The organism is Caulobacter sp. P1_D6, assembly GCF_056406095.1.
On record NZ_JBFUAW010000056.1, the window covers coordinates 13,708 to 39,621 of the forward strand.

The window sequence follows — 25,914 nt, forward strand, 5'->3', positions numbered from 1 at the left end:
CCAAGCCCCGCCCGGCTCTGGGCTAGAACTTGACGTTGAACTCGACGCCGTAGGTGCGCGGCTCGTTGTAGATGCCGTAGGTTCCCAGGGCCGCGTTGGTGTTGCGGTAGAACACGTGGCTCTCGTCGAGCAGGTTGCGCGACCACAGCGACAGCTGCAGGGCCGGGCTGCCCTCGGCCAACTGGATGTCGGTCAGGGCCAGGCGGCCGTTGACGATGAAGGAGTCGTCGCTGAGCGTCGGGTCCGTGGTGCTGGTGTACTGGCCGTCGGCGTAGTTGCCGTCCAGGTGGGCCAGCAGGGTCGCGCCGAAGGCCGGATGCTCGTAGTCCGCTGCCACGCTGTAGGCGTTCTTGGGCGTGAACAGCGGATAGATCGTCGACTGGGTGTTGGTGAACGGGTTGAAGGCCTTGGACAACGTCGCCTTGGTGTAGGCGTAGCTGCCCGACAGGGTCAGGCCCTCGACTGGGACCAGCGCGAAATCGGCCTCGAAGCCCTTGGTCTTGCCGGTCGCGGCGTTGGTGGTCTCCAGCGTGCCGCGGTTGTTGTTGAGGATCAGGACGTTGAAGTCGACCTGGGCGTCCTTGATGTCGCCGGTATAGGCCGCGACGTTGAAGCGGGCCCGGCGATCCCAGAACTCGCTCTTGGCGCCGATCTCGAACATCGACACCTTTTCCGGATCGAAGGCGCGATAGGTCAGCGAGCGCGAATTGGCGCCGCCGGCCTTGTAGCCCGTGCTCCAGCGGCCATAGACGTTGACGTCCGGCGTGACCTCGTAGGCCAGGGTGACCAGCGGGTCGAAGTGGCTCCAGGACTCGTCGAGCGGGATGATCCCGACGACCGTCTGCTTGTTGGCGTCGACATAGCTGGGCAGAGCGCCGTTGACGATGTCCAGCGAGCCCGTCCGCTCGTCCTTGGTCAGGCGGCCGCCGACCGTGACATGGGCCTTGTCGTCCAGGATCGGCGGGTTCCACACCGCCTGGCCGAACACGCCGTAGCTGGTGGTCTGGGCCTGGCTGACACGGTCGAAGGGATAGGTGTTCAGGTCCAGCGACAGGATCGTGTAGCCCGTGCCCGTGGCGTTCCACTGCAGGGAGTTGGGCGTCTGGGCGTTGTCGTCGACGTTCTCGCGGTAATAGAAGGCGCCGGCCACGTATTCGAGCCGCGAGGTGCTGCCGATCGCCTGGAATTCCTGGCTGAACTGGTCCTGGTGGACCTGGGCCAGGCTGTAACGGGCGAAGGGCGCGTTGGGCGCGAAGACCGACAGCGCCGCGGCGCCGTTGTCGTACTGCCCCTGCTTGAGGTCGCGGTACGAGCTGATCGACTTCAGCTCCAGATTATCCGACAGCTTCCAGCTGAGGTTCAGGCGATGGCCCCAGGTGAACCCTTCGCTGAGCCGCAGCGGCACGCCGACATTGGCGCGCTCGGCGCGGTCGGGCTGGGTCGGGGCCAGGGGCGCCAGGGCCAGGCTGCCCTTCTTCAGCAGTTGGACGTAGTACGGCGTCGAGGCGTCGTAGGAGTCGTCGAAGGCGTAGTCGGCGCTGAAGTTGTCGGTCGGACGCCACATCGCCTCGATCTGGAAGCCGCGCTTCTCGTCGGAATTGAAGTCCGGCTGGCCCGAGGTGGTCGGGTTGGTCACCGTGCCGTCGCGCTTGCTCAGCAGCGCGTCGATCTTGACGCTGACCTCGTGGAAGCTGGGCAGGTCGATGTGGGTTTCGGCCTTGTAGCCGTCGTAGTTGCTGTAGCCGAGCGTGGTGTTCATGCCGAACACGCCCGACGGGGCCTTGGTGACGATGCTGACGGCGCCGCCCTCGGTGTTGCGGCCGAACAGCGTGCCTTGCGGGCCCTTCAGCACCTCGATGCGCTCGACATCGTACAAGGCAGAGCCTAGGCCCTGGGCGCGGCCCAGATAGACGCCGTTGACATAGACGCCGACCGCCTGGTCGCGGGCCGGCTGGTTGGCGTCGCCCGAGGCGCCGATGCCGCGCATGCCGATCGTCAGGGCCGACTTGCGGGCGAAGAACGGGGCCACGCGCAGCGAGGGAATGGCGCCGTCGCCCAGGTCGGCGATCGACTGGACGTGACGGGCCTTCAGCGCCTGGCTGTCCATCGCCGAGATGGCGATCGGGGTGTCCTGCAGGTTGGTCTTGCGCTTCTGCGCGGTGATCACGACCTCGTCCAGGCTGGTCGCGGCCTCGGGCGCCACGCCTTCGTTCACGGGCGCGTCGGCCGCGTGGGCCTGGCCGCTCAGCACCAGCATCGCCGTGCTCGCCAGCAGACCGGCGCGCAGCGCCGCCTTGTGAAATTGCCGTCCCATGTCACACCCCGAATTCTGTTTCCGACCAGGCGTTGAAGCCGAGGGCGTGCCTAGGCTCGGCATGTGACTTTGGAACGAATGTTATGTAGCAGCTTTATGAAGGTCGCCGATCGACGAGGCCGCACTTGCGCCCGCCTCGCGGCCTGCGAGAATAAGGGATGGTTGCTCGCTCTTCTCTCTCGGCCCTGACGCCCGATACCGCGAAACGTCCGCTCCCGGCCGATGAGGACAGCCGTCGCGACCGGATGATCCAGGCCGCCGCCCAACTGGTGTCCCAGCAGGGAATCGCCGCCGCGTCCGCCAGGTCGGTCGCCGCCGCTATCGGAGCGGCCCCCAGCGCCGTCAATTACAACTTCGGCGGTATGGAACAGTTGTTATCATTGGCGTTCGAGCATGGCGCCGCTCAGACAGCGACCTGGCTGCAAGCCCGCGCCCATGAGATCCAAGCCTTGCCGGCCACCCCGGACGGCGCCGCCCAGGCCCTGGTCCACGTGCTGACCGAATGGACCACCGACGCGCGGTCGCTGGCCTTGCTGTACCAGGAGAGCCTGGCCGCCGGCGCGGGAACGGGGGCCGCCGCCGGTTGGACCCGGCTGTGGCGGGACTTCTGGTCGGCCGCGGCGGCGGCCCTCGGCCTGGATCCCACCGAAGGACGGCTGCTGCACGTGTTCTTCGAGTCCGAGGCGCTCTACCACCTTTCGACCTGGTCGCCGGCGCTCGAAAGATCGGTGCTGGCGGAGACCTGCGATCATTTCGCCGCGACCTGGCTCGGCGCGCCGCCACGCGCGGAACGCGGCGCGCTGCTCCTGGCCGAACGGTCGGCCGGCGCCCGCGCGCACGGCTCGGTGGCGCCCGCCGCCCTGCGGATCGCCGAGGCCGCCGCCGAGGTCGTGGAGGATCGGGGTCTCAGCGGCCTGACCCATCGCGCGGTGGCCACACGGGCCGGCGTGACCACCGGATCGGTCACCCACCATTTCCGCTCCATTGAGGACCTCGTCGCCGGGGCCATTCGCGGCCAGGTCCAGGTCCTGACCCAGGAAACCATCGCCCAAGGCGGCTTCGTCACACCGCAGGAGGACGACAACCTGACCGTGGAGCGCCTGTTCGAAGCGATGCGGTTTCATTCCATCGCCGAAAGGCCGGCCAGTCCGGTCCTGCGCCGGCGTCGCCTGTTCCTGGCCGCGATCCGGCGCCCGGACCTGGCGGGAGCCGGCGCCGTGATCCGCTACTCGCATGGCGGCACGGTCCGTGACTCCCTGGACCGGCTGTTCGTCCTCGCGCCGAGCGACCTGGTGCTCAATTCGGGCGTGCTGTCGCGGCTGCTCTCGGCGATCTGGTTCGCCTGCGCGGCGGACGACGCGCCGCTGCGCTCGCGCGAGGCGCTGATGGACCGGATCGAAGCGCGCTTCGTCGACGGCCTGGCTCCCGTCGCGCGCACCACCTGACGACGCCGTCGGCGAGGCCCTGAAGAAGTTGTCACAACTCTTCTCTAGCCCTCCGGGGTTCCACGGAGGAATCCCATGCTCGGCCTGCCGCTTTCCGTCCTGCTCGCCTTCGCGCCCGCCGGCGCCGCCCAACCGCTGAAGATGAACGACATCGCCGCCGTCGGCACGCACAACAGCTACAAGCTGGCCGTGCCCGCCGACGAGATGGCGGCCATGGTCGCGGCCGCCGGCCAGGCGCCCCTGGGTCTCGACTACGGCCACCGCCCTCTGAACGAGGCGCTGGACCTGGGCGCGCGGCAGTTGGAGATCGACGTGGTGCGCGATCCGCAAGGCGGCCGCTTCGCCAGGCCGATGACCGCGCTGGGCGGCGGGATCGTCCCCTCGCCCGCCTTCGCCAAGGCCATGGCTCAGCCGGGCTACAAGGTCATGCACATGCCCGACGTCGACTTCCGCTCGTCGTGCCTGACCTTCGTCCAGTGCCTGACGGTCGTGCGGACCTGGTCCAAGGCTCACCCCGAGCACGCGCCGATCCTGATCCTGATCAACGCCAAGGAGGGTCCGGCCAGCCAGCCCGGCGGCGCGGCGGCCCTGCCCTATGACGAGAAGGCGTTCGACGCGCTCGACGCCGAGGTCCGCTCGGTGTTCTCCGAGGCCGAATTGATCACCCCCGACCAGGTGCGGGGCGGCAAGCCCACCCTGCGCGAGGCAGTGCTGGCCGGTGGCTGGCCGACCCTGGACCAGGCGCGCGGCAAGGTGTTCATCGCGTTGGACGAGAGCCCCGAGAAGGTGGCGATGTATCGCGGCGCCCGCAAATCGCTGGAAGGCCGGGCCATGTTCGTCAACACCGACGAGACCTCGGCGGCCGCCGCCTACCTGACCCTCAACGATCCCGTAGGCCAGCACGAGCGCATCGCCGCCGCCGTCCGCGCCGGCTTCATCGTGCGCACCCGGGCCGACGCCGACACCTGGCAAGCACGGCGGAACGACGTCTCGCAACGCACCGCCGCCCTGACCAGCGGGGCGCAATACGTCTCGACCGACTACATGGTGGCCGATCCGCGCTTCGCCGGCGGCTACACGGTGCGGCTGACCGGCGGGGCCGTGGCCGTCTGCAATCCCGTGCGGGCCGCCGAGCGCTGCCCGGGCGGTCCGCTGGAAGCCCTGCCCGGCGCGCCGGCCAAGGGCTATCTGGCCCCTGAGGCGCGGCCCGACCTGACCAAGATCCTGGCCGCCCCGCCCGCCCCCGGCTCGCCTCGCGCTGTCGCCGACGCGGCCATCTTCGACCAGAGCCGGTCGCTGAAGGACAGTCCGCGCTGGAAGCTGGCCGCCTCGGATGTCGACGGCTCGATGTTCGACCACTTCGCCGACGCGCTGGGCGTGCGCCTCACACCGGCCTCGGCCCCGATCCTGGCCGCGCTGCTGGACCGGTCCGGCGAGGATCGCTCCGTGGTCGGCGTGGCCAAGACGCACTGGTCGACCCGCCGCCCCTATCTCGACAAGAAGGACGCGCCGATCTGCGAGGCCAAGTCCGATCACCTGGCCGGCAATCCGGACTATCCGTCCGGCCACTCCGCCCACGGCATGCACGTGGCGATGATCCTGGCCGAACTGGCGCCCAGCCGCGCCGACGCCCTCTACGTCCGCGGCCGGGAATACGCCGAGAGCCGCTGGATCTGCGGCTCGCACAGCGTCAGCGCCGCCGAGGCCGGCATCCAGTCGGGCGCGGTGATCTACGCCGCCGAGCACGTCTCGCCCTTCTTCCAGCAGGACATGCAGGCCGCCCGCGCCGAGGTCGACGCAGCCCTCGCCCCAGTCCCCGCCAAGGCCCCGGCGGCGGTCCGGCCGTGAAGGTTTCGTGAAATCCGCACGGCGCCGCTGAGGGGGTGAGCGGGGCTGTCGTTGATCGGTTCGGAGGGGCGCGCCCGACGCGCGACGACCGTCGGAACCCTGACGATCCGCGGAGATCAACGAAGATGCATCGAATGAACGCCCAGAGCCGGCGGACCGCCCTGCTGCTGTCCACCGTCGCCGTGGCCGCCCTTGCCGCCGGCGCCGCCCACGCCCGCCAGGCCGCCCCAAAAGAAGGCATGGGGGCCGACGCCACCCAGGTCGACGAGATCGTCGTCACGGGCTCGTTCACCAACAGCCTGAAGGACGCCCTGCTGCTGAAGCGCAACGGCGACGGCGTCAGCGACGCGGTCTCGGCCTCGGACATCGGCAACTTCCCGGCCGTCAACGTCGCCGAAGCGCTTCAGCGCGTGCCCGGCGTGTCGATCTCGCGCGAAGCCGGCGAAGGCCAGTTCGTCAGCGTCCGGGGTCTGGGCCCCAACTTCCAGGCGGTGACCCTGAACGGCTCGCCGATCGCCTATAACGAAAACATCCGCAACTCCGACCAGAGCGGCCGCCAGTTCCAGTTCCGCGTCATCCCCGCCGACCTGATCTCGGCCATCGTCGTGGCCAAGACCCCGACCCCGGACATGATCGACGGCGGCATCGGCTCGAACATCGACATCCGCCTGGCCAGCGCCCTGAACACCGACCCGTTCGTCTCGGCCCGCGTCTTCAGCCACTATGAGAACCGCACCGAGGAGCCCACCCCGAACGCCTCGCTGTCGGGTGCCTGGCGCAACGCCGAAGGCACCTTCGGCGTTGTCGGCGGCATTTCGTACCAGACCCGCGACGTGCAGTTCGATCGCTTCCAGAGCTTCGGCTACACCAAGCGCGTGATCGACGGCCAGACCGTCAACGTGGCCAACGACCTCACCCTGACGCTCGAGCACGAGGAGCGCCGCCGCCTCAGCGCCATGGGCGGCCTGCAGTGGAAGCCGAACGACAACCTGTCGGTCACGCTCGACACGCTGTACTCGAACTTCAAGAACAAGATCGACGAGAACCGGATAGGCTTCGAGTGGGGCGGTCGCGCCGATTTCGCCGCCCGCCTTGTCCCCGGCAGCGCCGTGATCAAGAACGGCGTCCTCTACGGCGGCACGATCAACGGCGGCCGCGTCAGCCGCAACGCCGAGTTCTCCGAGCAGAACCACGAGAACATCTTCGTCAAGCTGGCGGCCGACTACGCGGTGGGCGGCTGGACTTTCAAGCCGTCGATCAGCCACTCCGAAGCCATCAGCGGCCTGGACACCCCGCTGCAGCGCCTGGAAAGCCGCACGGCCGACAACGCCCCGGGCCTGACCTACAGCTTCGCCTATGGCGACGATCCGGTCGGCGATCTGTCGGTGGAAAAGGTCAACACCAACCTGAACCTGCTGAGCCCGACCTCGACCACCTTCTCCAGTTACCGCATCCGGCCGACCAATTCGAAGGACAAGGACACCACGGGCCTGTTCGACCTGGCGCGCACGCTGGACTTCGGCAACGACGCCTTCCGCCTCGGCGAACTGCGGGTCGGCGGCCAGTACACCGATCGCAGCCGCGACTATCAGCGCCGCGACCGCGTGATGGCGATACGCCCGGGCGTGGTCATCGACGCCAACTTCATGGACTACCGCCTGAACTCGAACGTCTTCGACAAGACGATCGAAAACGGCATCGGCCCGTGGCTGAGCTTCAACCGCGCCCGCTTCATGGACGCCTATGTCGTGCCCAACGGCGAATACGACGGCACCGCCCCGCAGTCCGACGACCTGGTCGCCACCGGCGCCGACATGCAGCAGTCCTACTATGTCGGCGAGGAAGTGCGGGCCCTGTACGGCCGCGCCGACTTCGAAAGCCTGCTGGGCGGCAAGTCGATCTCGGGCAATTTCGGCGTCCGCTGGGTGTCGACCGACACCACCGTCAAGGGCACCCTGCTGACCGCAACGACCGGCGCCGGCGGCGCGGTGACCACGGTGATCACGCCCAAGACCTTCGAGGGCTCGTACGACAAGTTCCTGCCCAGCCTGAACGTGAAGGTCGAGCTGAACGACGGCCTGCTGCTGCGCCTGGCCGCCTCGCGCAGCCTGACGCGTCCGTCGCTGGCCGACCTGCGCACGGCCACCGTGCCCAACAGCTCGCTGATCTCGGACGTCTACGAGCGCGGCCAACTGGCCCTCGACCAGGCCTCGGCCAGCTCGAAGGTCGGCGTCGGCGGCAATCCGGAGTTGATGCCCTACACCTCGACCAATTTCGACGCCTCGCTGGAATGGTACTTCAGCAAGTTCGGCGGGATCTCGGTCGCGGCGTTCCACAAGGACATCAGCGACTTCATCGGCGCCATCGCCCGTCCCGAGACGGTGGTGTTCTCCACCCGCACCGGCCAGACCCTGACCTCGGACCTGCTGATCACCCGGCCGCAGAACATCGGCGACGCCAAGATCTCGGGCGTCGAGTTCGGCGCGTCCTACAAGCTGGACTTCGGCCTGGGCCTGGCCGCCTCGGCCACGTTCACCGACAGCGAGGGCGAGATCCAGACCGCCGCCGGCACGACCAAGGCCAAGCTGCAGGGCGTCTCCGACACCAGCTACTCGATCAGCCCCTTCTTCGAGAAGGGCCCGTTCGAGATCCACTTCAGCTACACCTTCCGCTCGGAATTCGCGGCCAACGGCAACATCAGCCCCGGCTCGAACGCCGTGACCGATCCGAACGCCGCCATCATGGCCGACGGTTTCGGCACTTGGGACGTCGGCGCCTCCTGGAAGCTCAACAAGCAATTCCAGGTCTTCATGGAAGGCACCAACATCACCGACCAGCGCCAAGGCGTGTACCAGGGCAACGAGAACCAGCTGTTCCAGATCCACGAATACGGCCCCAGCTACAACTTCGGACTGCGAGCGACCTTCTGATCCGTTCGATCGACATGACCACGGCCCGCGCCCCCTCCTTCACCGGAGGGGGCGTTTCCGCGCGCCTGGGCGGGCCGTGCTGATGACCCCGCATTCCACCGACGTCACCAAGCTGCGGGCCGAACTGGTGGGTTACCTGCAGCGGCGCGGCCAGCCGCTGGACGACGCCGAGGACCTGGTCCAGGAGACCTTCGCCCGCTTCCATCGGGCGGGTCACCGGGCCGGCGACGTCGACGCCCGCCCCCTGCTCTTCGTCATCTCCAAGAACCTGCTCAAGGACCAGTGGAAGGCCACGAACCGCGAGCGCGCGCGGGTCGCCTGGCTGGACGCCGACGCCGTGACGGCCGCCTGGGAGGCCGCGCCCAGCGACGCCCCCGCCGCCGACCGCCATTCGATCGCCCGCCAGGACCTGGCCAGCATCGCCGAGGCGATCCGGGCCCTGCCGCCCCGCTGCCGCGATGCTTTCCTGCTGCACCGCTTCGAGGACCTGAGCTATCGGCAGATCGCCGAACGCCTGGGCGTTTCGGTCAGCATGGTCGAAAAGCATCTCGCCGAAGCGCTCCGACGGCTGAAAGCCGCGCGGGAGGACCTGAGGTAATGCGTCCCCCGATCGTTGAGAAAACAAGTCCCTCCCCGGAAGGCCGCCCGTCCGACATGCTCGACCGCCTCGCCCGCCTCTTCGAACGCCAGCCGCGCACGGCGGAGGACTGGGCCGTGCGCCTGGGCCGGCCCGACGTCTCGCCCCAGGACCTGGACGCGTTCGAGACCTGGCTAGACGCCGATCCGCGCCGCCTGGAGGACTACAGCGCCCTGAAGGCGGCCGCCCGCGACAGCCAGGCCCTGCGCGCCGAGTTCGTCGGCGACCTGAACATGATCCCGCGCGCCGCCAAGGCCCGCCGCCGTCCGCGCGCCGTCTGGCTGGTTCCCGCCGTCGGCGGCCTGGCCGCCGCCGCCCTGGTGATCGCCGTCTGGCCCGCCGGGGATCCCATGACCGGCGCCGCGACCTACCAGACCGCCGTTGGCGAAATCCGCGAGATCGTGCTGGCCGACGGCTCGCACGTGACCCTGGACACCGCCACCACCCTGCGCGCCCGCCTGGACGGTCCCGTGCGTCGGGTCGCGCTGGACAAGGGCGCCGCCTATTTCGCCGTCGCCCACGACAAGGCCCATCCGTTCCAGGTGGCCCTGGCCGATCGCCAGGTGATCGTCACCGGCACCCACTTCACCACCGGCCTGCGCGGCGACCAGGCGCGGGTGGCGGTGCTGGAGGGCAGCGTGGCCGTCAGCCGCGTCCGCCCCGGCCAGGCCGACGCCCTGCGCGACGCCGCGCGCCTGAAGCCGGGCGACCAGGTCTCGTACCGGGCCGGCGCGCCGCTGGTGCGCGAAGCCCGCGTCGATCCGGCCCAGGCCGCCGCCTGGCGCGAGCACCGGCTGATCTTCCAGGACGCCGCCCTGACCGACGTCGTCGCCGAGTTGTCGCGCTACACCCAGACCCGGATCCGGATCGCCGATCCGGCCCTGGGCCGTCGCCGGGTCACCGCCATCTTCCCGCTGGACGGCGCCGACTCCGTGATCGCCCGCGCCGACCGCCTGCTGCCGATCGGCGTGACCCGCACCGGTCCCGGCGAGGTGACGATCGAGGCGCGCTGACGGCTCCATCGCGGCCTGGCATCGCAAGTCTGTCATCAAGCCGCGATACCAAGCCCCCCAGGTGCGCAGGGGGCTCCGTTCGTCGTCACATGCCGTCTCGTCGCGCGCTCGCCGTCATCGCAGCCGCCGGCGTTCCGCTGGTCGTCGCCGCGTCGCCCGCCGGCGCCGCCCCCGCCTTCCACATCCCCGCCCAGGACGCCCGCACCGGCCTGATGGCGCTGTGTCTGAAAGGCGGCTGCGCCTTCGCCTTCGTAGTCGAGCCGGGCCGCGCCTATCGCACCAACCCGGTCGACGGCGTCATGCCCTGGCAGACGGCCGTGCAACGGATGCTGGCCGGGACCGGGCTGCGCCACGAGATCATCGACCAGCGCTCGGTCCGGGTCTGGGCCGAGGCCCTTCCCGCACCTTCCGCGCCGCGTCCCGCGCCCGCCGATCCGGACCCCACCGAGGTCGAGGCCGTGACCGTGACGGCCAGCTTCTCCGACGGCATCGAGGCCTCGCTGATCGCCAAGCGGCGGGCCGACGCGATCATCGATTCCGTCTGGGCCGGCCGGATGGGCGAACTGCCTGCCGCCAACCTGGCCGAGGCCCTGCAGCGCGTGCCCGGCGTGGCCATCGAGCGCGAGGTCGGCGAAGGCCAGTTCGTCAGCGTCCGGGGCCTGGGGCCGCTCTTCCAGTCGGTGACCCTGAACGGCGCGCCGGTGGCCTTCAACGAGAACATCCGCAACTCCACCCAAAGCGGCCGGCAGTTCCGCTTCCGGGCCCTGTCGGCCGACCTGCTGGCGGGGGCGGTGCTGGCCAAGTCGCCGACCGCCGACCTGATCGACGGCGGCATCGGCTCCAATATCGACATCCGCACGGTGCGCGGCCTGGACGGCCCGGCGTATCTGTCGGCGCGGCTGGACGGCCATATCGAGGAACGCTCGGGCGTGGTCTCGCCCGACCTGGCGCTGTCGGGCCGCTGGCGGCGGAACGACGGGGCGCTGGGCGTGGTCGGCGGCGTCTCCACCGAGACCCGCGAGGTCCGCTACGACCGCTTCCAGATCCAGCGCTGGCGCGACATCCAGATCGGCGGCCGCGTCGTGCTCACGCCCAACGATCTGCGCACCACGGTCGAGCGCGAGAAACGCCGCCGCGCCACGGCCTTCGCGGGCCTGGAGTGGCGGCCGGCGCCGGACACGACGGTCGAACTGAACGCCCTGGCCTCGCGCTTCGACAACACCATTCGCGAGGACCGGATCGTCTACGAGGTGGGCGACCGGGCCGCGACCGCCGCGCTGGATCCGTCCAGCCTGGTGGTCACCGACGGGGTGATGACCGCCGCGCGGCTGACGGCCGGCCAGCTCAGCAACAACACCGAGATCTCGGACCAAGCCCATGACAGCCTGTCGCTGAACCTGTCGGCCCAGACCCGCCTGGGCGCCTGGAGCCTGTCGCCCCGGATCAGCTGGTCGCGCGCCCGCTCAGGCCTGGACACGCCGCTGCAGCGGATCGCGGCGGAGTCGCCCGAAGGCGTCGCCTATCGTTTCGACCTGGGCCCGGACCTAGTGGAGGAGCGCCACGTGCCGGTCCTCGACACCAGCTTCGACCTGACCGATCCACGCGCCCTGACCTATTCGCGCTATGGCGTGCGGGCGACCAATGTCGAGGATCACGACCGGACCGCCCTGCTGGCCGGCCAGCGCCCGGTCGACGTCGATCTCGGACCCTTGCGCTTCGAGCGCCTCGACCTCGGCGCCCAGTTCAGCGACCGGGGCCGCGACTATCAGCGGCGCGACCGCGAGGCGGTCCTGCGGCCCGGCGCGGTGGTCACGCCCGACTTCTTCGACGTCCGCACGCCGGGCGACGTTTTCGGCGGGTTGATCGCCGCGCGCACAGGCCCCTGGAAGGCCGTCGACTTCTCCGCCTTCCGCGCCGCGTTCGTCCTGCCCGGCGAGGCCGACACGGTGATCGTCCAGGCCGAAGACCTGCGTCCGACCGGCGCGGACCTGCAGAACTCCTACGAGGTCGGCGAACAGATCTCGGCCGTCTATGGCCGCCTGGACTTCGCCACCGCCGTCGCCGGCCGGCCGGCCTCGGGCAATCTGGGCCTGCGGGTCAGCCGCACCCGAACGCGGGTAGAAGGCTCGCTGCTGGGCGTCTCCCCGACGGGCATGCTGGAGGTGCATCCGGTCGAACACGGCGGCGCCTATCTGGTCGCCCTGCCCAGCGCCAATCTCGCCATCGAACTGGACCCGACCTGGCGTCTGCGCCTGGCCGCCTCGCGCAGCATCACCCGTCCGTCCCTGGCCGATCTCCGCTCGGCCACGATCCCGGCCAGCAGCCTGGTCTCCACCCTCTACGAGCGCGGCCAGGCCGAGGTCGACCATCCCTCGCCCGACACGCTGTTCAGCGGCGTCGGCGGCAATCCCGATCTGAAGCCCTACATCTCGACCAATCTCGATGCCTCGCTGGAGCGCGAGTTCGCCGATTTCGGCGGCTTCAGCCTCGCGGTGTTCCACAAGACCATCGACGACTACATCACCCAGACCTCCAGCCCCGAGCGCCTGGCCTTCGCCACCCGCGCCGGCCCGCCGGTGACGGCCACGGTGATGATGGCCCGCCCGCGCAACACCGGCCGCGCCCGGGTGTCGGGCGTGGAGATCGCCTTCAGCCGACGCTTCACGGGCGGGCTGGGCGTGTGGACCAGCGCCACCCTGATCGACGCCGAGACCCGCAACCGCGCCACCGGCGAGCGCACGCGCCTGAACGGCGTCTCCCACCTCTCCTACTCGATCAGCCCGTTCGTCGAGCGCGGCCGTCTGCACGCCCACCTCTCCTGGACCTGGCGCTCGTCGTTCGGCTCGGAGGCCGACATGCAGGGCGGCGGCGTGTCCAGCTTCGTCGTCGCCGACGCGGGCTATCTGGATGTCGCGGGCTCGTACGACCTGGGCCGGTCGATGGCGATCTTCGTCGAGGCCAGCAACCTGACCGACACCACCGAGGCGGCCTTCGAGGGGCGACCAGGGCGGCCCCTGCAGATCGGCCGGGCCGGCCGCGCCTTCGGCCTGGGCTTCAGGGTGCGGATGTAGCCGCGACGAGCCTCACGCCTGCAAGGTGGGCGGCCGGATCTCGTCCTTGTCGTGGTGCATCCGAACACCCTCCGCGAGCCGCCTTTTCAAGCGCTCCTGGTCGTTCTTGAAGTTCGTCAGGAAGGTTATGTAAGTCGGATGCGTCCCCAGCCGCGTGGCGACCTCGATCTGCCGGTCGATCGCTTCGACCTCGCGGGCGACGCGCTCGTCCTCGCCGTTGGCGAACGTCCTGTTCCGCCAGTACTGGGTGATGTGGAAACAGTCGTGGAACAGCGTGTGGGCGCGGACCGCGCGGTCGGTGTTCGCCAGGAACTCGTTGGCTTCCCAATAGAATATCCGGTCGTCCTCGTCGCAGCAGGGTCGGTCCATGCTGTAGCCGTTGACCTTGATCACCCCCTCGAAGAAGACGATCTTTTCCAGGGCGTTGAACGTGGCGCGCTGCTCGTTCGTCCAGGCCGTGGCGTTGATCAGGTGCGCGACCTCCGCCAGGCCGCCCAGAAGAGCTTTCCGGTCCATGACGAAGGGCGGCGCCTCTCCGATCAGGAAGTCGACGGACACGGCCTTGTCCAGGATTGTCATGGTTTCCGGCATGAGATCGTCCTGCGCGTTGCACGCCTTAGTAGCAACGGATCACCGAGCGCGTCAGTCGCACGCGGCTGTCAAAAACACTTCACATAAAACCCGGTCCCCGAACGCGCGGCCCGAAACTCTCCCCTCCCGACGGCGCCTCGGGATGGTCCCCGAAAGCGATCGATCGGGGATAGACCATGCGCACTCTCGCGAAATCCAAATGGATGACCACCACCATGCTGGCGACGGGCCTGCTGGCCGTCGCCGCCGGCCAGGCCCTGGCCGCTGACGCCGCGCCGGCCCAGCCCGCCGCCGATGAAGTCGAGACGGTCGTCGTCACCGGCTTCCGCGGCAGCCTGGCCCACGCCCGCGACCTGAAGCAAGACGCGGTCGGCGCCGTCGACGTGATCGTCTCCGAGGACATCGCCGCCTTCCCCGACCTCAACCTGGCGGAATCGCTGCAGCGCGTGCCCGGCGTGACCATCTCGCGCGACTCCGGCGAAGGTCGCCAGATCACCCTGCGGGGCCTCGGCCCCGACTTCACCCGCACCCAGCTGAACGGCATGGAAGTGCTGGGCAACACCGCCTCGGGCATGGACAACCGCGGCGGCGTCAGCCGCACCCGCAGCTTCGACTACAGCCTGTTCGCCTCGGAACTGTTCAACCGCGTCACCGTGCAGAAGTCGCTGGCGGCCGAACAGGATGAAGGCGGCATCGGCGGCACCGTCCTGCTGGATACGGCCAAGCCGTTCGACTACCAGGGCTTCAAGGCCGTGCTGTCGGCCAAGGCCCAGCAGAACAGCAACGCCGACGACCATGTCACGCCGCGCGTGGTCGGCCTGATCTCCAACCGCTGGGGCGACTTCGGGGCCCTGGCCTCGGTGGCCTACGGCGTCAACGACTCCAACGAGTTCGGTTATCGCAGCTTCAACTGGGGCAAGATCCGCGCCAATCCCGCCAACATCGGCGCGGACGTCAGCGCCGCCGACGCTGCCAAGCTGACGGCCGCCACCCCGACCATCTTCGCCCCGCAGGCCGACACCTATTCCACCTGGTACGACCGCCGCAAACGCCTGGGCGCCACCCTGTCGCTGCAGTACGAGCCCGGCGACAAGCTGAAACTCGGCTTCGACGCCCTGTACAGCCAGCTGGAGAACAGCCGCCAGAACTTCTCCCTGGCCACCTCGGGCATCAACAGCCTGACCGGCAACATCACCGGCACCCAGGTGATGCAGACCGCCGTGATCCAGGGCGACAGCCTGGTGGCCTCCAGCTACACCGGCGTCGACCTGCGCAGCGAGTTCAACCGCGAGGAAGACAAGACCAAGTTCTACCAAACCGCCCTGAACGGTTCGTACCAGGCGACCGACAAGCTGCTGCTCAAGGGCCTGGTCGGCTATTCGAAGTCGACCTACAGCCTGCCGGTCTTCGACAAGGTGTTCCTGGAATCCAAGAACCACGCCTTCAGCTTCGACGACCGTCCCGAAATGCCGGTCAACACCTATGACGCCGGCCTCACCGATCCCAGCAAGTGGGACCTGATGCGGATGGACACCCAGGAGAACCGCATCTCCTCGGAATACACCAACGCCCAGTTCGACGCGGTCTTCGCCGCCAACGAGACCTCCACCTTCAAGGGCGGGGTCGAGTACAAGAAGTTCGTCAACAGCGGCGCCCAGTGGGGCGACAAGCAGTTCCGGAACGTCCCGGCCAACATCGACATCCCCGACAACCTCAAGCTGACGGTGCCGTTCAAGACGCTGGGCGGCTACGTCGTCGGCGACGTCGACCAGGTCTACGCCCTGATCGGCCAGGTTCGCGACCTGCAGGCCGCCGGCGCCAAGTACGCCACCCCCGGCACCAACTTCACGGTGACCGAGGAAACCCAGGCCGCCTACCTGCAGTACGACCTGAACACCACGATCCTGGGCAAGGGCGTGCGGGCCAACGCCGGCCTGCGCTACTACTCCACCGACCTGACCTCGGAAGGCATGCTGAACACCGGAACCAGCCTCCAGCCGGTGTCGATCAAGCACAAGTACGACGGCGTGCTGCCGGCCCTGAACGTCGCCGTGGACATCAACGACGGCATGGTGGCCCGCTTCAGCGCCAACCGCGACATCAGCCGCCCGGCCCTGGGCGACCTCGCCGCCGCCGGCTCGCTGACCACCGCCCCCTTCGGCGGCACGATCAGCACCGGCAACCCGAACCTGACCCCGTTCACCTCGGACTCGATGGAGGGCTCGCTGGAGTTCTACGACGGCCGCGTCGGGTTCTTCTCGGTCGGCGTCTTCTACAAGAAGCTGAAGTCGTTCATCACCACCCAGACGACCATCATGCCCTATTCGCAGACGGGCTTCCCGCTGTCGTTCCTGCTGCCCGGCCAGGACGGTTCGATCCTCTACAATGTGGGTCGTCCGGTGAACGGGCCGGGCGCCGACATCCAGGGCCTGGAGATGGCGTTCCAGCGTGACTTCGACTTTCTGCCGGCCCCGTTCGACCACCTGGGCGTCGTGGCCAACGGCACCTATGCCGACGGCTCCTCGCCGGTCCTGATCAGCGGCGCCTGGGTCACCCTGCCCCTGATCAACCTGTCGAAGTACAGCGCCAACGCCACGATCTACTACGAGACCGACACCTGGGGCATGCGCCTCTCCAGCGCCTACCGCGACAAGTACCTGACCGGCGCGGGCGGCAACGGCAACATCGGCGACGGCGTCAAGGCGACCAACAACATCGACTTCGCCGCCCATTACAACGTCATGCCGAGGCTGAAGCTGACGCTGGAGGGCATCAACCTCTCCAACCAGCACTCGATTCAGTACACCGACGTGACGGCCCAGCGCACGACCGTGAACACCAGCAGCGGTCGGACCATCCTGATCGGCGCGACCTACGAGTTCTAGGTCCGTCGACGGAGGACCCGTCCGGCGCGTCGCCCCCTGCGCGCCGGACGGGATTTTCGCATCCAGACATCGGAGGCCGCCTTGGCCCGATCCCTTCTCGACCGGCGCGCCTTCCTGGCCTCGGCCTTGGCCCTGTCGACGTCCCCCGCCCTCGCCGCTTCCAGACTTCTGCGGGTCGGCGCCATCGCCGACTGTCAGTATGCGGATCAGGACGACAACGGCGCACGGATGTATCGCCGCTCGCCCGGCAAGCTGCGGGCCGCCGTCGACCATTTCAACACCCTGGACCTGGACCACGTGGTCCACCTGGGCGACTTCATCGACAAGGGCTGGGCCAGTTTCGACGCCCAGCAACCCACGCTCGACGCCCTGCGCCATCCCTGGCGGTTCGTGCTGGGCAATCACGACTTCTCCGTCGACGACGACAAGAAGGCCCTGGTCGCCGCCCGCCTGGGCATGCCGGCCCGCTACTACAGTTTCGAGACCCGGGGCTGGGTGTTCCTGGCCCTCGACGGCAACGACCTCAGCGAATACGGCTGGCCGGCCGGCAGCCCCGAACTGGCGCTGAGCCAGCGCCTGCACCGCGAGCGCTTTGCCGGCGCGCCCGACTGGGACGGCGGGATCGGCGAGACCCAGCTGAAATGGATCGACCAGACCCTGGCCGACGCCGAGCGCCGGGGCCTGAAGGCCGCGCTCTACTGCCACTTCCCGATCTTCCCGGAAAACCCGCACAACCTGTGGAACGCCGCCGAGGTGACCGACCTGGTCGTCCGTCATCGCGCCGCCAAGGTCTGGATCAACGGGCACAACCACGACGGCAACTACGGCGAGACGGCTGGCCTGCACTGCGTGAACCTGAAGGGCATGCTGGACACTGAGCAGACCGCCTACGCGGTGCTCGATTTCCACGCCGACCACCTGCAGCTGACCGGATTTGGACGGCAACCCAACCTGCGGCTGAAGCTGCGCCGCTAAAGGCGAAGCTTCAAATAACTGACATGCGATCCGGCTAGGAGACGCACCGGGCGTAACGTGATGATCGACTACGAAACATGGGGTGGCGAAAGGCGGTTTTGCTCACCCGGCCGTCGCTCTTGGCGCTGATCGCCGTCCCGCTTCTCACCGCCGCCGCGCACGCCGAGACCCGCCCCGCGCCCCGACGGTTCGACATCCGCCAGGGCGACCTGGCCAACGCCCTGCGAACCTTCTCCCAGCAGGCCGACGCGCCGGTGATGACCTTCGTCGACATCCGCGGCAAGCGCGGACGGCGGGTCCTGGGCCTGCTGCCGCCGGAGAACGCCCTGGCCCTGCTGATCAGCGGCGAAGGCCTGCGGATGAAGTCGGTGGCCGGCGGCTACGTGCTGGGCGAGGCCGGTCCCTGGGAGGTCCACCCCGCGCCGGCCCCCGAGGAGCCCGTCGACGCCGGCCCGGTCGAGGTCGAGCAGGTCGTCGTCACCGGCTTTCGCGGCAGCCTGGTCCAGGCCCGCGACCTCAAGCGCCAGGCCCTGGGCGCGCAGGACGTCATCGTCGCCGAGGACATCGCCGCCTTTCCCGACCTGAACCTGGCGGAGTCCCTGCAACGCATTCCGGGGGTGACCATCTCGCGCGACGCCGGCGAGGGCCGCCAGATCGCCCTGCGCGGTCTGGGCCCCGACTTCACGCGCACCCAGCTGAACGGCATGGAGGTCTCGGCCTCGACGGCCTCGGGGTTCGACAACCGCGGCTCGGTCAGCCGCACGCGGGCCTTCGACTACAGCATCTTCGCCTCGGAGCTGTTCAACCGGGTGACCGTGCGCAAGGCCTATGCGGTCGACGAGGACGAAGGCGGCGTGGCCGGCACGGTGGAGCTGCACACCGCCAAGCCGTTCGACTACACGGGCTTCAAGGCCGCCCTGTCGGCCAAGGCCCTGGCCAACAGCGTCACCGACGGGGTGACGCCGCGCCTGGCGGGCCTGATCTCCGACCGCTGGGGCGATGTCGGCCTGCTGGTCTCGGCCGCCTACAGCGAAAGCGACGTCAACGAGTACGGTTATCGCAACTGGGGCTGGACGCCGATCAACGTGGCGGCCGCCAATATCGGCCCCGGCGTCTCGGCCGCCGACCGCGACCGGCTGGTCAACGCCAAGGGCGCCGATCGCGTGCAGGCGCCCCAGGCCCAGACCTATTCCATCTGGTTCGATCATCGCGAGCGCCTGGGGATCACGCTGGCCCTGCAGTACCGCCCCAGCGCCGACACCAGCCTGGACGTCGACCTGCTCTACGGCCGGCTGAGCAACGACCGCGACGAGTTCTCCCTGGCCTCGGCCGGCAAGAACGGCCTGACCGGCGACGTGATCGGGACCCAGCGGCTGAACAGCGTGGTCATTCGCGGCGGCGACATGGTCCAGGCCGCCTTCGACGGCGTCGACCTGCGCAGCGAGCACAAGCATTCGATCGACACCACGGTCTTCACCCAGATCGCCGTCAACGGCCGCACGCGGCTGACCGACGCCCTGGAGGTCAGCGGCATGATCGGCCATTCGCGCTCGGACTTCGAAGGCCCGGTGTTCGACAAGGTCTTCCTGCAGGCCAGCAACAGGGCCTTTTCCTTCGACCTGCGCGGGCCGGGCCGGAACGGGGTCAACACCTATGGCTTCGACCCGACCGATCCGGACGCCTGGAGCCTGATGCGGGCCGACACCCGCGAGGACGAGATCATCAACGCCTTCACGACCGGCAAGCTGGACCTGCTCTATACGGCGGGCCCGCGATCCACCCTGAAGGCCGGCGTCCAGTACAAGCTGTTCCGCAACGACGGCTATCAGCGCCGCAATCGGGTCGACTACGACGGAACGCCCATCCTGCCCGCCTCCATGAAGTTCGTCTCGGACCAGCGCTCGCTGATCCCGTACGTGGTCGGCGACGTCGACGCGGTCTACGCCCTGCTGGGCCAGAAGCGCGATCTGTCGGAGGCCGACGATCAGCCCGGCTCCGACTATTCGCTGACCGAGAAGACCGCCGCCGCCTATGTCCAGTACCAGTTCGACGGCGAGGTGGCCGGGCGGCGCCTGCGGGCCGACGTGGGCCTGCGCTACTACAACACGCGCCTGACCTCGGCCGGCATGGCCAGCAACGGCGTGACCCTGGCGCCGGCCCTGATCACCCACCGCTATGACGGCGTGCTGCCGGCCGCGAACCTGGCCTGGGACCTGGACGAGAACCTCGTCCTGCGCATAGGCGCCAATCGCGACATCAGCCGGCCCAACCTCTCGGACCTGCGGGCCGCGGCCAGCGTCGACGCCGCGCCGTTCGGCGGCACGATCACGGCCGGCAATCCCGATCTTCGGCCGTTCATGGCCAATTCGGTCGAGGCGTCGCTGGAGCTCTACCAAGGCCGCGTCGGGGCCGTGGCGATCAGCGTGTTCCACAAGACCATGGACTCGTTCATCACCTCCGAGGGCGAGACCGTGCCCTATGGCTCGACGGGCTATCCGCTGCAGTTCCTCAATCCGGGCCAGACCGGCTCGATCATGTACAACGTCGTCCGCCCGGTGAACGGCGACGGGGCTTCGATCCGGGGCGTCGAACTGGCCCTGCAGCGCGATTTCGACTTCCTGCCCGCCCCCTTCGACAAGTTCGGCTTCGTGGGCAACGTGACCTACGCCCACGGACGCTCGAGCGTGATCATCGACGGCAAGTCGATCCCGCTGGACCTTTTCCAGTTGTCGCCCTGGACTTGGAACGCCACGCTCTACTACGAGAGCGCCCGGTGGGGCGCGCGGGTCTCCAGCGCCTATCGCGACACCTATCTCGACGGGGCCGGCGGCAACGGCAATGTCGGCACGGGCTTCCACGCCATGAACAACATCGACGCCGCCGCCCACTTCAACGCCGGGCGCGGCCTCAAGGTGGTGGTCGAGGGCTTGAACCTCACCGACCAGGCGATCGACCAGTTCACCGACATCGCCGCCAACCGCTTGCTGGCCCGCACCCGCAACGGCCGCACGGTCACTCTGGGCGTTTCCTATGAATTTTGACGCGCGCCTGTCCCCGATCGCCCTCCCCGCGCCTCTACGATCCTACGAGGCGGCGCACGGCCCGGTGGAAACGCGATGATCGACCCCCTGGCGGAGTTGAGACCCCATGAACGCAAGCTCCTTGGCTACATCGCCCGCCGCCACGGCGACCCGTCGCGGGCGGAGGACATCCTCCAGCAGACCCTGCTGATGGTGATCGAGCAGAGCCGCAAGCAGGACATCGTCCAGCCGCTGGCCTACGCCTATCGCGTGGCCGACTCCCTGATCTACGCCCAGGCCCGGCGCGACCGCCGCGAGGAAGGCCTGGGCGAGGCCGACTACGGCTGCGACCTGCCCCTGGCCGACGAGGTGCTGGAGCACAAGCAGCGGGTGGCGGTGTTCGAGGCCGCCCTGCGCCGTCTGTCGCCGATCCGCCGCGAGGTGTTCGTCCGCCGGCACGTGGACGGACAGTCGCGACAGAAGATCGCCGACGATCTCGATCTGAACCTGGAAACCGTGAAGAAGCATCTGGTCCGCGCCATGGCCGAACTGGCCGGGGTGATGGACGCAGCAAACGGCGACGCCGCCGACTGGAAGGGGGCGTCTCGTGAGCGCTAACGACAACGACCTGAGCGTGATGGAAGAGGCCGCCGACTGGACCGACCGGCTGGACGAGCTGTCCGACGCCGAGCGCCGTGAGCTGGCCGCCTGGCTGAACGCCTCGCCCGACCACGCGGCGGCCTTCGCCGCGCTTCGCCACACCCTGCGCGACACCGCCTTGCTTGAGGCGGTCGACCGCCTGCGCGCCGAGCCGGGCGAGCCGACCGTCCTCGCCCCGCGCCGTCGCGTCGCTTCGGGCGGCTGGTCGCGCCTCGGCCTGATCGCCGCCGGCCTGGTGGTCCTGGTGGGCGGCGGCGTGCTGACCGCGCGCCTGACCGCCGAGCGCGTCGCGCCGCCGATCGAGCTGGCCACCGCCGTGGGCGAACGGGCGGACCATGTGCTCAGCGACACCTCGACCGTCCGCCTCAACGCCGACAGCCACGCCAGCGTCGCCTACAGCCGCGCCGCCCGCGACATCTATCTGCGCCGCGGCGACGCGGTGTTCGAGGTCGCCAAGAACCCCCGCCGTCCGTTCAACGTCATGGCCGGCGACGCCAAGGTGACGGCGGTCGGGACGGTGTTCGAGGTCGACAAGGTCGACGACGCCGTCGAGGTCCGGGTGTTCGAAGGCGTCGTCCGGGTGTCGCAAGGCTCGGCCCCGCCCCGCGTGCTGCGCCAGGGCGAATGGCTGCTGCTGGCCGCCGACCACACGTCCAGCCGCGGCCGCCTTGGGGCCGACAGCTACGACGCCTGGCGCGACGACTGGCTCGAAGCCGAGAGCATGCCGCTGAAATACGTGGTGGCCCGGCTCAACCGCTACAGCCCCCAGGCCCTGACCTTGCGCGACGCCCGAGTCGGCGAGCTCCGGGTCACCGGCCGGTTCAAGCTGGACCGGCCCACCGAAGCCCTGGCGATGATCACGGCCCTCCTCGACCTCAAGGTCGAGAAGGCCGGCCCCCGCACCTACCTCGGCTCGCCGCCCTCACCGGCTCGATCCGAACGGCGGACCTAGCCGGCCCAGACGTGTCCAGCCAGTTGATGCGTCTTGCGGTCTGGGTCGGCGCGGCCGTAAGGCGTACGAAGCATGGCGCGAAGCTCAAGCCTCGCCGATCTCGCCCGCGCGCAACGAGCCGCGAGCGTCGCCGCCCCTGTTGAACCAGGCCATGCCTGAAAACAGGGCGGTTCGCGGCGGATCAGTCTCCGGATTTCGCCTTTGCCCACAGGACCCTGAACCGCGCGAGCGTTTCAGGCCCCGCGCAGGCGTCGACCCCGGCCGGGCTGTCGTCGCCGCGCGCCAGGACGGCGACGCACTGGTCGATCCGCATGGCCTGGACGGCGCCCAGTTCGTAGCGCGGGGTATAGATGGTCGCCACGCGGCCCGGCTTGCCGTGCAGGCCGGCGATGTAGGTGGTGATCGGCGTCGAGCCTCGGGCGGCGAGCGCCCGGCGGCGCAAGCGCTCCGCCTGGCCCGGATCACGGGCCGCGCCGCGCACGCCGTAGGCGTGAAGCACCGACAGGGCGTACTGAGCGCCGGCCCGCCCCGCGTCGGCCTGGCTCCGCAGGTCTTCGACGGGCTCGGTCAGGGCGGTCTCCAGCACGCCGAGGTCGGCGGGCGCGGTCTCCCGCACCGTGACGCAAGCTCCCAGACCGACGCAGAGGCCCGTCAGCGCCACCCCGCGAACGGCCATGAGCAGAGCGCGCCTCGTCATCTCTCGTAGCCTACGGTTCCGGGTATGGGCGTCGATCGGCTGTGTTCGCCGAGGGGGCGGTCGGCTTCCGGCTCCGCTCGCCCCTCGACCAGGGTCGGCGGTCGCGACGGCGTGGCGGGTTGTTCCAGGCGCATGGGCGCGGCCTTCGCCTCGAAGGTGCGGTCCATGGCCGCGATCAAACCTTCCCAGGGGACGGCGCCGTTCGATTTCACGGCCCGCAGGTGGGACGAGGGATCATAGAGCGGCGCGCCCCGGGCCAGGGCGCGGACCTCCAGGCGGCCGATCTGCCGCAGCAGGGCCGCCTCGGCTACATAGGCGTCGCGACGCGACCCCAGCAGGGCCAGTTGCGCCTCGCGCAGGTTCTGCTCGGCGACCAGGACGTCGAGGGTCGAGCGCTGGCCGACCCGAAACTCCTCGCTCATGCCGTCGAAGGCCGTCTGGGCCGCGGCGATCTGAGCCAGCTGGACCTTGATGTTGGCGTGGGCAGCGGCGGCCTGGTTCCAGGCCGAGAGCACGTTCTGGATCACCTGGCGGCGGGCCGCCTCGATGCGCAGCCGGTCGGCCCCGTTGCGGTTCAGCGCCTCGTGATAGCTGGCCTGATAGGCCCCGCCCGCATAGAGCGGCTTGGTGATGGAGATCGACGCCGTCCAGGCGACATCCTGGTCCTGCGCGTAGAAGGGCGCGAGCTCGCCCGTCGTGCCGTAGCTGGTGCGCGCCGAAACCGCGACGCGGCCGGCTCCTTTGGCCAGGTCGGCCTGACGACGGCTTTGCTGCTCGGCAAGCATGGCCTGCGTCAGATCGGGATTGTCGGCCTGCGCCAGGTCGAAGACGGCTTCGAGATCGCCGGGCGGCAGAGGTAGTGGAGGCTCGGGTTCGAGTTCGCCGGGGTCCTCGCCGACCAGGGCGGCGTAGTTGGCCCGGCTGGCCTGGAACTGGACCTGGGCCAGGGCGATCTGGGCTCGGACCGCCTCCAGCTGCGCCTGGGCCTGGGCGACGTCGGTGCGGGTCACCTCCCCGGCCACCTGCCGCGCCCGGGTGATGTCCAGCTGACGCTCCAGGGCCGCGAGATTGGCGCGGCGAACCGCCAGGCTCTGCAGGTCGCGGCGCACGTCGGCATAGGCGGCGATGACCTGCAGCAGCAGGTCGCCCTCGGCGCCGCGCAGGGCCTCGCGGCCGGCGCGGATGCGCAAGGCCGCCAGGTCGACGGCGCCGCTCGCCTGCCCGCCGCTGTAGAGCGGCTGCTCGATCACGACCCGGGCCTGACCCTGGTTGCTTTCCAGGCGGCGGCCGGCCAGCGGATCGGCGACCAGCCGCAGGGCCTGGGTGGCGTCGCCCGCCCGGTTGTCGGCGTAGTCGCCGGTGATCTGCAGTTCTGCGGAGGGTCTCAGACCGGCATGGGCGCGGACATAGGCGTCGTCCAGCGCCCGCAGCTCATAGCGTTGGCTCTGCAGGGTGGGGTTCGATTGGTAGGCGCGAGCGATCGCCTCGACCAGGGTGTCGGCCCGGACAGGGCCGGCCAGGGTCAGCAGGCCGGCCGCGGCCAGACCCCATCGACGTCGGCCGATCACCATGCGCGCACGAAGGACGCCGCGTCGGAACAGCCATTGACGCGCGCCGCCGCCAGGGCCTGTTCGAAGCCCTTCAGGTGGAACCGCTTGGGCGTACGGCCGCGATCGGCGCGGATCGTCACCGTCCGGGCGCCGGTCAGGATCTCTTGCGGGATCAGCACCACCCCGCCGGTCGGATTGGCCAGACTGCCGCCCTCCAGCGACACGCGTCGGGCGATCAGGACCGGATAGTCGTCGCGCCACGGCCGGGGCGCGGCGTCGTCGACGCTGTACCAGGCCGCGGCGACGTCACGGTCGTCATCCAGGTGAAAGCCAAGGGCGCCGCTCGCATAGGAAATCCGCCCCTGCCCCAGGCCGGACGGCGAAAACAGCCGGCAGCGCGTTTGGCCGGTGAACCCGTCATGCTCGATGCGCATGTCCCAGCCGGCCAGATGATAGGCCTTGGTCCGGACCTTGTAGCCGGCCCGACGGCGCATGCCTTCGGTGGGGATTTCGATGGAATGCGGCAGGGAGACATGCGGCGGGGAAAACGACGGCCAACCCAGGAGGGCCCCGGCCAGGGCGACGGAAACGAAAACCACGGACGCCCTTTCAGCCCTCGCCGGTCGGCGAAGGATAGACGCTGACCCGCCGCTGGCCGTCAGGGCCGACATTGTGGAACTTGAACGGCGCGCCGGCGAAGATGCTGGTCGACAGGTCCGCCAGGATCTCGTCGGCCGCGCCGAACGGGGCGACCAGTTCGATCAGCCACGGATTTTCGCCGCTCTTCCATTCGTCGGGACGAAGCTTGTGGGCGCCCCCCTCCAACCGCGCCTGGGTGTCGTCCGAGACGAACGCCCAGAAGGCCACCGCCGCGGGACTGTTGGGTCCGTTCCAGATCCGGAACTGCTCCAGCAGGATGGCCGGCATGGCGAACCATTCCAGATCGCCGATGAACAGCGACTTGTGAACCGGCGACTGGGTCATCAGCCAGGTGATCTCGCCCAGCACCTGCGACACCGTCTTCTGCGGCGCCGCCGCTTGTCCGTTGGCCCCGTCGGCCATGATCGTAACTCCAAGACTGGATCCGCCCGGCGCTTGGCCGGGCGGAAGGAACAAAGAACGGGTCGTGGGACCCTGGTGCAAGCGTCCTAGCAGGATCGCGTCAGGACGCCATGGCCAGATTGCGGGKGGGGGACGTGGCGGTCTGGGCGGCGGCGCCGAGGACGGCCGAGGCCTGGGCCGCGTCGCGGTTCCAGATCGCCGCCGAGCCGCCGGCCTGGCCGCCGAACCCGGCCATGGCCTGGCGCAGCAGCATCTGCTGCAGCA

Annotated in this window: 17 protein-coding genes; 11 read left to right on the plus strand and 6 right to left on the minus strand. The window is 69.4% G+C overall.

The window, feature by feature from the left end; all coding sequences use genetic code 11:
* Positions 1–22 precede the first annotated feature (22 nt).
* A complete protein-coding gene (locus AC1DYP_RS23180) occupies positions 23–2,314 on the minus strand; it encodes a TonB-dependent receptor (RefSeq protein WP_477048323.1) in 2,292 nt (763 codons plus the stop codon).
* A 245-nt stretch (positions 2,315–2,559) separates the two neighbouring features.
* On the opposite strand from AC1DYP_RS23180, the gene AC1DYP_RS23185 reads away from it, so the two are divergent.
* The 6 genes from AC1DYP_RS23185 (at position 2,560) to AC1DYP_RS23210 (ending at position 13,258) form a co-directional block, all read left to right on the plus strand.
* Entirely contained in the window at positions 2,560–3,759 is a 1,200-nt protein-coding gene (locus AC1DYP_RS23185) for a TetR/AcrR family transcriptional regulator (RefSeq protein WP_477048324.1), read from the plus strand.
* 75 nt (positions 3,760–3,834) lie between these two features.
* Positions 3,835–5,607 (plus strand): Ca2+-dependent phosphoinositide-specific phospholipase C, encoded by a 1,773-nt coding sequence (locus AC1DYP_RS23190; protein ID WP_477048325.1) that lies wholly within the window; start codon positions 3,835–3,837, stop codon positions 5,605–5,607.
* Positions 5,608–5,741: 134 nt separating this feature from the next.
* A complete protein-coding gene (locus tag AC1DYP_RS23195) occupies positions 5,742–8,537 on the plus strand; it encodes a TonB-dependent receptor (protein ID WP_477048326.1) in 2,796 nt (931 codons plus the stop codon).
* An 82-nt stretch (positions 8,538–8,619) separates the two neighbouring features.
* On the plus strand, positions 8,620–9,135 hold the full coding sequence (locus AC1DYP_RS23200; protein ID WP_477048327.1) for an RNA polymerase sigma factor: 516 nt from the start codon (positions 8,620–8,622) through the stop codon (positions 9,133–9,135).
* Positions 9,136–9,191: 56 nt separating this feature from the next.
* Positions 9,192–10,187 carry a FecR family protein gene (locus AC1DYP_RS23205; protein ID WP_477048328.1) on the plus strand — a complete coding sequence of 332 codons (996 nt, stop codon included), beginning with the start codon at positions 9,192–9,194 and terminating at the stop codon, positions 10,185–10,187.
* A gap of 89 nt (positions 10,188–10,276) precedes the next feature.
* Entirely contained in the window at positions 10,277–13,258 is a 2,982-nt protein-coding gene (locus AC1DYP_RS23210; RefSeq protein WP_477048329.1) for a TonB-dependent receptor, read from the plus strand.
* A gap of 12 nt (positions 13,259–13,270) precedes the next feature.
* Here AC1DYP_RS23210 and AC1DYP_RS23215 read toward each other — a convergent pair whose 3' ends face one another.
* Positions 13,271–13,849, minus strand: coding sequence for a hypothetical protein (locus tag AC1DYP_RS23215; RefSeq protein WP_477048330.1), 579 nt, complete (start codon positions 13,847–13,849; stop codon positions 13,271–13,273).
* A 176-nt stretch (positions 13,850–14,025) separates the two neighbouring features.
* Here AC1DYP_RS23215 and AC1DYP_RS23220 point away from each other — a divergent pair, with 176 nt between their 5' ends.
* From AC1DYP_RS23220 to AC1DYP_RS23240, 5 genes are all read left to right on the plus strand, one after another.
* Positions 14,026–16,734 (plus strand): TonB-dependent receptor, encoded by a 2,709-nt coding sequence (locus tag AC1DYP_RS23220; RefSeq protein WP_477048331.1) that lies wholly within the window; start codon positions 14,026–14,028, stop codon positions 16,732–16,734.
* Positions 16,735–16,815: 81 nt separating this feature from the next.
* Positions 16,816–17,709, plus strand: a complete 894-nt coding sequence (locus AC1DYP_RS23225) for a metallophosphoesterase (RefSeq protein ID WP_477048332.1) — start codon at positions 16,816–16,818, stop codon at positions 17,707–17,709.
* A gap of 119 nt (positions 17,710–17,828) precedes the next feature.
* Positions 17,829–20,750: a TonB-dependent receptor gene (locus tag AC1DYP_RS23230; RefSeq protein ID WP_477048333.1), complete on the plus strand. Its 2,922-nt coding sequence runs from the start codon at positions 17,829–17,831 to the stop codon at positions 20,748–20,750.
* 75 nt (positions 20,751–20,825) lie between these two features.
* Positions 20,826–21,347, plus strand: a complete 522-nt coding sequence (locus tag AC1DYP_RS23235; protein ID WP_477035618.1) for an RNA polymerase sigma factor — start codon at positions 20,826–20,828, stop codon at positions 21,345–21,347.
* The gene (locus tag AC1DYP_RS23240; RefSeq protein ID WP_477048334.1) at positions 21,337–22,341 is read left to right on the plus strand and encodes a FecR family protein; all 1,005 of its coding nucleotides are present in this window, start codon (positions 21,337–21,339) and stop codon (positions 22,339–22,341) included. The genes AC1DYP_RS23235 and AC1DYP_RS23240 overlap by 11 nt, the downstream gene beginning before the upstream one ends.
* Before the next feature lie 181 nt (positions 22,342–22,522).
* Here AC1DYP_RS23240 and AC1DYP_RS23245 read toward each other — a convergent pair whose 3' ends face one another.
* From AC1DYP_RS23245 to AC1DYP_RS23260, 4 genes are read right to left on the minus strand one after another with little or no spacing between them, the layout of a single operon-like run.
* On the minus strand, positions 22,523–23,038 hold the full coding sequence (locus AC1DYP_RS23245) for a hypothetical protein (RefSeq protein WP_477048335.1): 516 nt from the start codon (positions 23,036–23,038) through the stop codon (positions 22,523–22,525).
* Positions 23,035–24,606, minus strand: coding sequence for a TolC family outer membrane protein (locus AC1DYP_RS23250; RefSeq protein WP_477048336.1), 1,572 nt, complete (start codon positions 24,604–24,606; stop codon positions 23,035–23,037). Before AC1DYP_RS23250 ends, AC1DYP_RS23245 begins: the two co-directional genes overlap by 4 nt.
* Positions 24,603–25,187 carry a hypothetical protein gene (locus AC1DYP_RS23255; protein ID WP_477048337.1) on the minus strand — a complete coding sequence of 195 codons (585 nt, stop codon included), beginning with the start codon at positions 25,185–25,187 and terminating at the stop codon, positions 24,603–24,605. The genes AC1DYP_RS23250 and AC1DYP_RS23255 overlap by 4 nt, the downstream gene beginning before the upstream one ends.
* A 10-nt stretch (positions 25,188–25,197) precedes the next feature.
* On the minus strand, positions 25,198–25,650 hold the full coding sequence (locus tag AC1DYP_RS23260) for a toxin-activating lysine-acyltransferase (RefSeq protein ID WP_477035623.1): 453 nt from the start codon (positions 25,648–25,650) through the stop codon (positions 25,198–25,200).
* Positions 25,651–25,914: the final 264 nt, after the last annotated feature.

Excerpts from the sequence above, each read along its gene's own strand:
- AC1DYP_RS23200 (WP_477048327.1), top strand. The coding sequence starts at position 8,620 with ATGACCCCGCATTCCACCGACGTCACCAAGCTGCGGGCCGAACTGGTG.
- AC1DYP_RS23210 (WP_477048329.1), top strand. The coding sequence starts at position 10,277 with ATGCCGTCTCGTCGCGCGCTCGCCGTCATCGCAGCCGCCGGCGTTCCG.
- AC1DYP_RS23205 (WP_477048328.1), top strand. The coding sequence starts at position 9,192 with ATGCTCGACCGCCTCGCCCGCCTCTTCGAACGCCAGCCGCGCACGGCG.
- AC1DYP_RS23260 (WP_477035623.1), bottom strand. The coding sequence starts at position 25,650 with ATGGCCGACGGGGCCAACGGACAAGCGGCGGCGCCGCAGAAGACGGTG.
- AC1DYP_RS23195 (WP_477048326.1), top strand. The coding sequence starts at position 5,742 with ATGAACGCCCAGAGCCGGCGGACCGCCCTGCTGCTGTCCACCGTCGCC.
- AC1DYP_RS23190 (WP_477048325.1), top strand. The coding sequence starts at position 3,835 with ATGCTCGGCCTGCCGCTTTCCGTCCTGCTCGCCTTCGCGCCCGCCGGC.
- AC1DYP_RS23235 (WP_477035618.1), top strand. The coding sequence starts at position 20,826 with ATGATCGACCCCCTGGCGGAGTTGAGACCCCATGAACGCAAGCTCCTT.
- AC1DYP_RS23180 (WP_477048323.1), bottom strand. The coding sequence starts at position 2,314 with ATGGGACGGCAATTTCACAAGGCGGCGCTGCGCGCCGGTCTGCTGGCG.
- AC1DYP_RS23215 (WP_477048330.1), bottom strand. The coding sequence starts at position 13,849 with ATGCCGGAAACCATGACAATCCTGGACAAGGCCGTGTCCGTCGACTTC.
- AC1DYP_RS23245 (WP_477048335.1), bottom strand. The coding sequence starts at position 23,038 with ATGACGAGGCGCGCTCTGCTCATGGCCGTTCGCGGGGTGGCGCTGACG.
- AC1DYP_RS23220 (WP_477048331.1), top strand. The coding sequence starts at position 14,026 with ATGCGCACTCTCGCGAAATCCAAATGGATGACCACCACCATGCTGGCG.
- AC1DYP_RS23185 (WP_477048324.1), top strand. The coding sequence starts at position 2,560 with ATGATCCAGGCCGCCGCCCAACTGGTGTCCCAGCAGGGAATCGCCGCC.